Annotated in this window: 12 protein-coding genes; 10 read left to right on the top strand and 2 right to left on the bottom strand. The window is 43.0% G+C overall.

The window, feature by feature from the left end; all coding sequences use genetic code 11:
- A partial coding sequence (locus BM398_RS16555; protein ID WP_139233848.1) for a transposase domain-containing protein occupies positions 1–280 on the top strand: 280 nt, incomplete at its 5' end.
- A 78-nt stretch (positions 281–358) separates the two neighbouring features.
- Here BM398_RS16555 and BM398_RS16550 read toward each other — a convergent pair.
- Both BM398_RS16550 and mgtE read right to left on the bottom strand, forming a co-directional pair.
- On the bottom strand, positions 359–865 hold the full coding sequence (locus tag BM398_RS16550) for a helix-turn-helix domain-containing protein (protein ID WP_092339357.1): 507 nt from the start codon (positions 863–865) through the stop codon (positions 359–361).
- A gap of 38 nt (positions 866–903) precedes the next feature.
- Positions 904–2,259 (bottom strand): magnesium transporter, encoded by a 1,356-nt coding sequence (gene mgtE, locus BM398_RS16545; RefSeq protein WP_026656169.1) that lies wholly within the window; start codon positions 2,257–2,259, stop codon positions 904–906.
- A 356-nt stretch (positions 2,260–2,615) separates the two neighbouring features.
- Between mgtE and BM398_RS16540 the strand changes: the two genes are divergently transcribed.
- The 9 genes from BM398_RS16540 (at position 2,616) to atpH (ending at position 9,137) form a co-directional block, all read left to right on the top strand.
- On the top strand, positions 2,616–3,263 hold the full coding sequence (locus tag BM398_RS16540; RefSeq protein WP_092339355.1) for a hypothetical protein: 648 nt from the start codon (positions 2,616–2,618) through the stop codon (positions 3,261–3,263).
- A 60-nt stretch (positions 3,264–3,323) separates the two neighbouring features.
- Positions 3,324–3,989 (top strand): hypothetical protein, encoded by a 666-nt coding sequence (locus tag BM398_RS17475; RefSeq protein ID WP_092339353.1) that lies wholly within the window; start codon positions 3,324–3,326, stop codon positions 3,987–3,989.
- 127 nt (positions 3,990–4,116) lie between these two features.
- Positions 4,117–5,925 (top strand): aspartate--tRNA ligase, encoded by a 1,809-nt coding sequence (aspS, locus tag BM398_RS16530; RefSeq protein WP_092339351.1) that lies wholly within the window; start codon positions 4,117–4,119, stop codon positions 5,923–5,925.
- Between the two features lie 258 nt (positions 5,926–6,183).
- Positions 6,184–6,450 carry an AtpZ/AtpI family protein gene (locus BM398_RS16525; RefSeq protein ID WP_026656166.1) on the top strand — a complete coding sequence of 89 codons (267 nt, stop codon included), beginning with the start codon at positions 6,184–6,186 and terminating at the stop codon, positions 6,448–6,450.
- A 27-nt stretch (positions 6,451–6,477) separates the two neighbouring features.
- Entirely contained in the window at positions 6,478–6,888 is a 411-nt protein-coding gene (locus BM398_RS16520; protein WP_026656165.1) for a hypothetical protein, read from the top strand.
- A 10-nt stretch (positions 6,889–6,898) separates the two neighbouring features.
- Positions 6,899–7,669, top strand: coding sequence for a F0F1 ATP synthase subunit A (locus BM398_RS16515; RefSeq protein WP_026656163.1), 771 nt, complete (start codon positions 6,899–6,901; stop codon positions 7,667–7,669).
- Positions 7,670–7,735: 66 nt separating this feature from the next.
- Positions 7,736–8,017: an ATP synthase F0 subunit C gene (gene atpE, locus BM398_RS16510; RefSeq protein WP_026656162.1), complete on the top strand. Its 282-nt coding sequence runs from the start codon at positions 7,736–7,738 to the stop codon at positions 8,015–8,017.
- A gap of 33 nt (positions 8,018–8,050) precedes the next feature.
- Complete coding sequence (atpF, locus tag BM398_RS16505) at positions 8,051–8,578, top strand: F0F1 ATP synthase subunit B (protein ID WP_034462099.1); 528 nt, start codon at positions 8,051–8,053, stop codon at positions 8,576–8,578.
- A gap of 19 nt (positions 8,579–8,597) precedes the next feature.
- Complete coding sequence (atpH, locus tag BM398_RS16500) at positions 8,598–9,137, top strand: ATP synthase F1 subunit delta (protein WP_092339347.1); 540 nt, start codon at positions 8,598–8,600, stop codon at positions 9,135–9,137.
- The last annotated feature ends 15 nt before the right edge of the window (positions 9,138–9,152 follow it).

The following is a 9,152-nucleotide window of genomic DNA, read 5'->3' as shown; positions in this document are numbered from 1 at the left end:
CAACTCTCTAAGCGAACGAAGCATACGTCCATTTACAATCGGCAGAAAAAACTGGGTGATAATTAACACTCCGCGCGGTGCCAAAGCAAGTGCTGTTATATATTCAATTGTTGAGACAGCCAAACTAAATGGTCTGGTGCCCTTTTATTACTTTGATCACCTCCTTACAGAGCTTCCAAAACTCTGTGATGAAAATGGAAATATAGATACGGCAAAGCTTGATCATTTGCTACCCTGGTCAAAATCATTACCTGATATATGCCGTAAACCACGCCGCTGATAATAAAAGCGGCGTATATTTTTATCGGTAGCGGATTATTTGACGTTTACCTATCAAATAAAAAAATGGCCTGAAAGCTTAAGCTTTCAGGTCATTTAATTTCTTTTCATCTATCTTGCCTTCTGCAATTGTATTTTTTACCCATAACCTAAGGGCTTCAACAGTCATGTCTATATTGTCCAGCTGACGCTGTATTTCGGCGAAATCCTTGAGTTCGTCATCTGTTATGCGTCCATCTGCCGTTATGTCTATTAAACGAGCTTTCTGGTTGTCCAGAGAATTAAGTGCGGATAACATTCCAAGTACAATCTCCGATAATGAGGAAATCTTAACCTCGGGAACACTGCCTTTTCCGATCCGGCACTCGTGAGTGCAGTAGTAGTTGCATAACTCAGGCTTCTTGTAAGCGACAGCCATATCTGCAACGTCTTCCGGTTGAACGGATGTCTTATCTGTTTCTATTTTTTCAAGGCGGCTGTCACTTATCGTTCCGATAAGTTCGCTTGCCTGAGCTCTGGTCAGGCCGGCCTCTTCACGTGATGTGAAATAGATGTTCTTATTCTCTTTTACTGATTTCTTACCCATATCTCCTCCGGGGCGATGTTTACTGTGATGTCATATTACTATGCCAATAATGCGGTTGCAATGTTCAAGAAAACAAGCAGTGACAATGCATCAACTATTGTGGTAATGAACGGACTTGCCATAACTGCCGGGTCAAAGCCGAAGCGTGATGCAAGCATGGGAAGGAAACAACCTACGAGTTTGGCAATGAGCACAACAACAAAAAGTGTCAGGCAGACAACAAGTGATGTTGCGATCGGAACGCCGTGAGCAAAGACAAGAAGTCTTATAAAGTTAGCAACGGCAAGGGTAAAACCGCAAAGAACCGCAACTCTTATTTCTTTCCATACTATCTTAAATAAGTCTTTGAACTCAATTTCTTTCAGTGACAATCCGCGGATAATTGAAACGCTTGCCTGTGAACCTGCATTTCCGCCTGTATCCATAAGCATTGGGATGTATGCGGTCAGTGCAAATGCTGTCAGAGCTGCTTCATAGTGTGCTATGATTCCGCCCGTAAATGTGGCGCTGACCATAAGGAACAACAGCCATGGAATTCTGTTTCTGTAGGTTTCCAATATGCCTACCTTGGGATAAGGCTTATCGGACGGCACGATAGCAGCCATCTTCTCGATATCCTCGGTAGCCTCTTCTTCCATGATGTCCACAACGTCATCGATGGTGATGATACCGACCATACGTGACTCGTTGTCTACAACGGGCATTGCCGTGAAGCCGTACTTCTGGAAGATTCTTGCTGCTTCCTCCTGGTCAGTCATCGTGTTTATACTGATGACATTGGTGTTCATTATGTCGCCGATGATCTCATCGGGCTTTGTTATAAGAAGGTATCTGAGCGCAACGGTTCCGACAAGTATTTTCTGCCTCGATACAACGTAGCAGATGTTGATTGTCTCGGAATCTACACCTTTTTTCCTGATTCTCTCTATAGCGTCGTTGACCGTCATATCTTCACGGAGGTCTACATACTCCACGGTCATGATACTTCCGGCTGAGTCTTCGGGATATCTGAGCAGGTGATTGATATCGGCTCTTGTCTCGGGGCTCGCATTGGCCAGAATGCGCTTTACTACGCTGGCGGGCATTTCCTCCAAAAGGTCGGTAGCGTCATCCGCCATTAGGTTGTCAATAATGTTGGAAGCTTCTCGGTCTGAAAGTGAACGGATGATGTACTGCTGATCATCCAGCTCCAAGTCGGCAAATACATCCGCAGCCATATCCTTGGGGAGGATTCTGAACATTTTAAGTGAATCCTCATCCTCCATCTCGCCCATTGCAGCAGCTATATCAACTGTGTTCATTTCTGAGATGGTCTGGCGGAGCATGGTGTACTGCCTTGCTTCAAGAAGCTCTTTTAAGATCTCAACAATTGTTTTCTCTTCTTGTAATTCCATGATAATCTCCTTTTGCGTATGTGGTTTTTATGGTACTTCGACCAGGAGCAGGATCACTGCCACATCGATGTGAATCTGACTTCATAAAAACCACCACCTTTCCTTCGGGGATTATCCACTTACGTGAATCGAAACGCTCAAGATAATGAGCATAATTGTTAAAAATTTGCAGTCTGAATGACTGTGAACTATAACGCAAATTAACTTTAACACAAATTGGTTGACTTGTGTATAGAAAGATTTTGGGGAAAAATTAGGTTGTCATGATTGCAAGAAAGAGTTATCTTAATAGTGACTAATACGAAGAGGAAGAGTTACTGTTGTGGGGGCTTATATGTAGATTTTGTGGGGGTAAGATGAAAAAGAATTTAATAGGTAAGAAACGTGTGGTTGCTGCAATTTTAATGTTTGTCTTTTTTATGGGAATATGTAAGACGGATATTTATGCGGTAGAAAACAAGGTTCGCGTAGAAGATGGAAATACTGCGGTAAATATGGTGCTTCCCGAATACGGAACATGTTTTATGGGCGGCAAGACCATCTATTCCGATGGAACCGGACGTCTTACGAATGCTTCTGAAGTTTCAAGACTTATGGCCGGAAGTGGATACGACCTTTGGATTTCTGCAAATGAAGGCGAAATGTCAGTGACCGTCGAGAATTTTGATACTAAGGGCAAGGATCTTTACAACATGCCTGATGAAGCAATCAAAAAATTCTTTGGAAATCTCGAAGACCAGATCCGTAATTCAATGAAGAATCAGGGTGTAAAGGTAAGCGAGATAAGTACCGACATCGTCAAGAGTAATAAGAGTAAGTACCTTCGTGTAAAAACAGTTGCTGAGCCACCTTATGCCGAGGTGTATCAGTTTTGCACTCTCAAACAGAACAAGATGATAACTATCAAACTTGTTTGCTATAACAAAGTCAGAGACATCAATTCGTTCGCGCTTAATCCCAATAGTATAGTACAGAATACGACAATTGAAAAAGTTGTAAAGTAAATATATCTTTTTGCCGATATACATTATATAATTAATGTATAGAAGATCGGAGGTGGTCTTATGGGCAAAAAGTGTCTTATTGTAACTATTGTTATGGGCATGTTGCTTATTGTTTTCGGATATGGGAAAACAGAAGATGCCTGCCCCGGATCCGATGCGTCGGATGAAATTGGAATAGACCGAAAACCGGTGATTTATCTTTATCCGGAGGAGGACGCTACAGAGGTTTCTGTAACGCTGGATTATGATGGCAATCTCACCGAGCTTGATCCTATCTTCAATATAGATAACGGCTGGAAGGTTACAGCCGACAGAGACGGAACGATCACCTATGAAGGAGAAAAGTACGACTATCTCTATTGGGAAGGAGATCCCAATCGCAATTATAACTTTTTCTCAGGTTTTTGCGTAAAGGGAGAAGATACGGAAGCCTTTCTTGAAGATAAGCTTACCGAGATCGGACTTAATGAGGCTGAGAGATCGGAATTTATCGAATACTGGCTGCCTCAGATGGTTGATAATAAGTACAACGTTATCAGTTTTCAGGGAAGTTCCTATACTAAGGGAGCAAAGCTTGATATTGAGCCTAAACCTGATACTTTGATCCGTGTATTTATGGCTTGGTATCCTTCAGATAGATATGTGGGCCTTAATCCTCAGTATCTGGATGAATTCGACAGAAACGGCTTTACTGTTGTTGAGTGGGGCGGAAACAGAGTAAAATAAGGTTTCTCGTTTTTACTTGCAACTATTACAATGTTGGTCTAAAATGTTGTGCGTGGTATTGGATAAATTCAGTGCCACGCACAACTTTATTAATGCAGATTTATAATACAGAAATGGAGTAACACTAATGATGCAATCACGTACACATAACTGCGGTGAACTTCGTATCGATAATGTCGGCGAGAGCGTAACTCTTGTCGGATGGCTTGAGAATATGAGAGAAGTCGGAAGCGGACTTGGATTCGTAGTTCTTCGCGACTTCTACGGCACAACGCAGATTGTCCTTGAGACTGAGGAGATGGTTAAGACAGCCAAGGCAATCAACAAGGAATCAACAATTTCCGTAAAGGGAGTTGTAAGGGAGAGAAGTTCCAAGAATCCCAAGCAGGAAACCGGAGATATCGAGGTTGTTCCCGAATCAATCGAAATTCTGGGACGCTGCCGTTATAACGAGCTTCCTTTTGAGATCAATCATTCAAGAGAGGCTGACGAGACTGCACGTCTTAAATATCGTTACCTCGACCTTAGAAATCCCGAGGTTAAAAAGAATATTATCTTAAGATGCAATGTAGTTGCAGCGCTCAGAAGCGCTATGACAGAGCATGGCTTCCTTGAGATTACAACACCTATACTTACTGCATCTTCACCTGAGGGTGCAAGAGACTACCTTGTTCCCGCAAGAAAACATCCGGGCAAGTTCTATGCTCTTCCGCAGGCACCTCAGCAGTTCAAACAGCTCCTTATGACAGCAGGATTTGACCGCTACTTCCAGATCGCACCTTGCTTCCGTGATGAGGATGCAAGAGGAGACAGAAGTCCCGGAGAATTCTATCAGCTTGATATGGAGATGGCATTCGCTTCACAGGAAGATGTATTTGCCGTTATCGAGGATGTACTTCCTCCTATATTTGCTAAATACGGTAATTATGACCGTGCTTCAGGAGCTCCGTTCATGAGAATTCCTTATCTTGAGGCAATGGAGAAATACGGAACAGATAAGCCGGATCTCAGAATCGACCTTACTGTTCAGGATGCTACGGAAGTTCTTGCAGATTGCGGATTCGGACCTTTTGCAACTAAGGCAGAAGACGGCTCTGCAACAGATGTAAGGATCAAGGCTGTAGTTATCTCTGATTTCAAAGAGAGCAGAAAGTTCATCGATAAGACAATCGGAGATGTTGAGGTTCAGTCAGGAAATAAGGCATATTGGTTCAGGATGGATGAAAACAATGAACTTGTCGGCGGAATCGCTAAGTTCGTTGCACCTATCAAGGATAGCGTGGTTTCAGCACTCGGAATTAAGCCCGGTGATCTCGTTGTTCTTTCAAGCGGCAAGCTTGGAGCAGCTCAGAAGACAGCAGGTGTTGTTGTTAAGACATTTGGTGCCGCTGTTCCCGGACACATGGACAAAGAGCAGTATACATTCTGCTGGATCGTAGATTTCCCTATGTACGAGATTGGTGAAGAGTCAGGCGAGCTTGAGTTCTGCCACAATCCTTTCTCTATGCCAAGCGGCGGTCTTGAGACACTTCTTAAGGCTGAGAAAGGCGAGATCGATCCTCTTACTATCACTGCGGATCAGTACGACCTTGTATGTAACGGCGTAGAGCTTTCATCGGGAGCTGTTCGTAACCACGATCCCGAGATCATGATAAAGGCATTTGAGATGGTAAGACTTGGAGAAGAAGACGTTAAGGCTAAGTTCCCTGCCATGTACAACGCATTCTGCTACGGAGCACCTCCGCACGCAGGAATCGCACCCGGTGTAGACCGTATGGTAATGCTTCTTGCAGGAGAGGATTCTATCAGAGAGATCATTCCTTTCCCTATGAACAAGAATGCAGCGGACGTTATGATGGGGGCACCCGGATACGTAACAGACAAGCAGCTTGAAGAGCTTCACATCAAGACAACTGCTGTCGAAGAAGAACAGTAAAGAATTCAATATTATATGAAATATTAAAGGCAATGTCGCTTAAAAACAGATTATATTATCTGTATTTTAAGCGACATTTTTTAAATATTACGACACTTATATGCGTAAAACAGTAGCTTTTCTAATTTTGGCATAAACCTTGCAAAAGTAGCTTATTGACAGGGATTGGTTGAGAAATGAACGTAAATAGAGTATCATATAAATTAGGTTTGTTTCGACTTTTACATGAAAAGGAGCGTAGTCAGAATTCAGATGCAAATGAAGCGAATGTCTGAAATACTTGGTCAATTTGCTATGGTCGGTCAGCTGGGGCTTTCTTTGATAATGCCTCTTTTGATGTGTCTGGGTTGCTGCTATCTGTTATGCTCTAAGCTTTCGATAGGGGAGTGGGTCTATATACCCGGTTTTATCATGGGGCTTGGAGGTTCTATTACAACTGCGTACAAGGTGTATCTGCAAGTAATCAACAAAGAAGAAAAAAAGAAGAAAAACAACAACGAAGTGTCTTTCAACAGGCATCATTGATATTTACGGATGGAAAGAGGACAGCGCATGAAATTACAGAAGGCTGTAAAAAAAGAAACAGGAATAATTGCCGCATCGGTAGCGGTAGGCATTATTGTAATGTATCTTGTATTTTTCTGTTTGCACATGGTAGTTCCCGATTGGGCGCCATTTGACATAAAAGTTATCATAGGCGGAATAGGCGGTTATCTGATCGCTGTAGGTAATTTCTTTTGGATGGCGGTATCTGTGCAAAAGGTAGCATCTATTGAGGATGAAGACAGAGCTAGGAAGACTATGGGAGTGAGCTATAGGTATAGAACGATGATCCAGTTCCTCTGGGTTATTCTTTCTATAGTTTTACCGTTCATCAATCCGGTGGCGGGCATAGCGCCCTTATTCGTTCCCAGCATTGTGATTAAATTACGCGGGATTATATCTGCGGGGAAAGGAGGTTGAAGGCGAAGATATGAGTAAAGAATTCTCGGTCGTAGGCCCCAAGGTATACGCGACTATCCGTACGGGTATTCCCGTTCTCGGAGATCTGAAGATTACAGAGACGCTTGTAGTCACATGGATCGTAATGCTGATAATTACAGGTTTGTGTATATTCCTTACCAGGGATCTAAAGATGGAGAACATTTCAAAGAGACAGGCATTTGCGGAAATGCTCGTTGAAATGGGTAATAACTTTGTTCGTAATAACACCGGAAGCACTAAATTTGATAAGTTGATTCCATTCGTTTCGGCTCTGTTTGTTACAAGTGTGGTTTCAAACCTTATCAGCCTTACAGGACTGCGAAGTCCGACAGCAGACTTATCTACAGAAGCCGCCTGGGCACTTGTGGTATTTACAATGATTACCGCAACTAAGATCAAGACTAATGGATTTGGCGGATATTTAAAGGGATTTACGACACCTATTGCGGTTATGACCCCGTTCAATATTCTTTCAGAGCTTGCTACGCCGGTTAGTATGGCGTGCCGTCACTTTGGAAATATTCTCTCGGGTGTAGTTATCGATGGTCTTATCTACTGGGCATTGGGATTGGCATCGGCCGCATTACTCGGACTCATTCCGGGAGCGGTAGGAGATTTCCTCTCAAAGATACCGATCTTGGGAGTCGGATTACCGGCTATCACAGGCGTATACTTTGACTGGTTCTCAGGATGTATGCAGGCATTTATTTTCTGTATGCTGACAGTTATGTACATCGCAAATGCAGCAGAAGAAGGCTGACAAAAAAGTAAAAAATACTAAAGAACAAAAAACAATTAAATTGCGTTTTTAGGAGGCAAAAAAATTATGGGTGATTTTCAGGTATTAGCTAAAGGTATAGCACTTGCAGGTTGTGGAATCGGTGCAGGATGTGCACTTATCGCAGGTATCGGACCCGGTATTGGTGAAGGAACTGCGGTTTCTAAGGCTCTTGAAGCAATCGGACGCCAGCCCGAGTGCAAGAGTGATGTAACAAGCACAATGCTTCTTGGTTGTGCCGTTGCAGAGACAACAGGTATTTATGGTTTCGTTACAGGTCTTCTTCTTATTTTCGTAGCACCTGGAATGTTCATGAACTACCTTAATTGATGAAACGAGCTTTCGTAACGAAGGAGAAACAATATGGGAATAAAGGCTCTTTTGGCAGTGACTGCAGAAAACCAGGCACTTGTCACAGTGAACTTCTGGACCCTTATTCTTCAGATCTGTAACCTCTTTATACAGGTATTTTTGATAAAGAAATTTCTTTTTAAACCAATCAACAATATCCTTGAGAAGAGACAGAATCTTGCGGATAAGGCAATAAAAGAAGCCAGAGAAGCCAAGGAAGAAGCAGATTCTCTTAAAGACCAATATGAGAGCAGCCTTACAAAAGCTCATTCCGAAGCTGCACAGATCGTATCTGATGCGCAGAAAGAGGCTCAGACCAAGGCAGATGCTTTGGTGCAGGATGCACAGAAGGAAGCGGCTGATATTAAGGCAAGAGCTGCTGCTGATATTGAGCAGGAGAAGAAGAAAGCTATCAACGAGGCTAAAGATGAAATCGGCGGACTTGCAATGGATATTGCAGGTAAGGTCGTTGAAAAAGAAATAAACGAGAACGATCACAAGAAGCTCATCGAAGACTTTATTAGTAAAGTCGGAGCTTGATCCAAGAAAAGAGGTAATCATGAGTAAAGCTGGAGATCTTTATGGGCAGAGCCTATATGATCTGGCAGCAGAAGTGAACCTTACGGATGAAATACTGGGACAGATGGAGGTGGTTGAAGGACTCTTTAAAGAGAATCCCGATTATATCACACTCCTTTCGGAACCCTCGGTTCCCAAGAAAGAGAGACTGCAGCTTGTCGATGATGCGCTCAAAGACGGCTGTCAGGAGTATCTTCTGAATTTCATCAAGATTCTTATTGAGAAAGGCTTGCTTAGAGAATTTTCGGCTTGCCGAAAGAGATTCAGAAAGTGCTACAACACAGACAACGGCATCGCAGATGCTCTTGTTACATCGGCTGTTGCGCTTGACGATTCACAAGTGGCCAAACTCAAGGAAAAGCTTGAGGGAATAAGCGGCAAAAAAGTTTTGCTCAGACAGAAGGTAGATCCCGGAATCCTAGGTGGTGTCCGTGTTGATCTTGAGGGACAGCTTTTTGACGGAACGGTCAAAGGCAGGTTATCCGAACTTAAGAGACGAGTCGACGAGACAATTATATAAACCAAAATTACGTCG

Source organism: Butyrivibrio sp. M55 (genome assembly GCF_900116865.1).
GTDB lineage: Bacteria > Bacillota > Clostridia > Lachnospirales > Lachnospiraceae > Butyrivibrio.
Note: the sequence above shows the minus strand (reverse complement) of the source record. Positions and strands in the feature narration are given on the sequence as shown.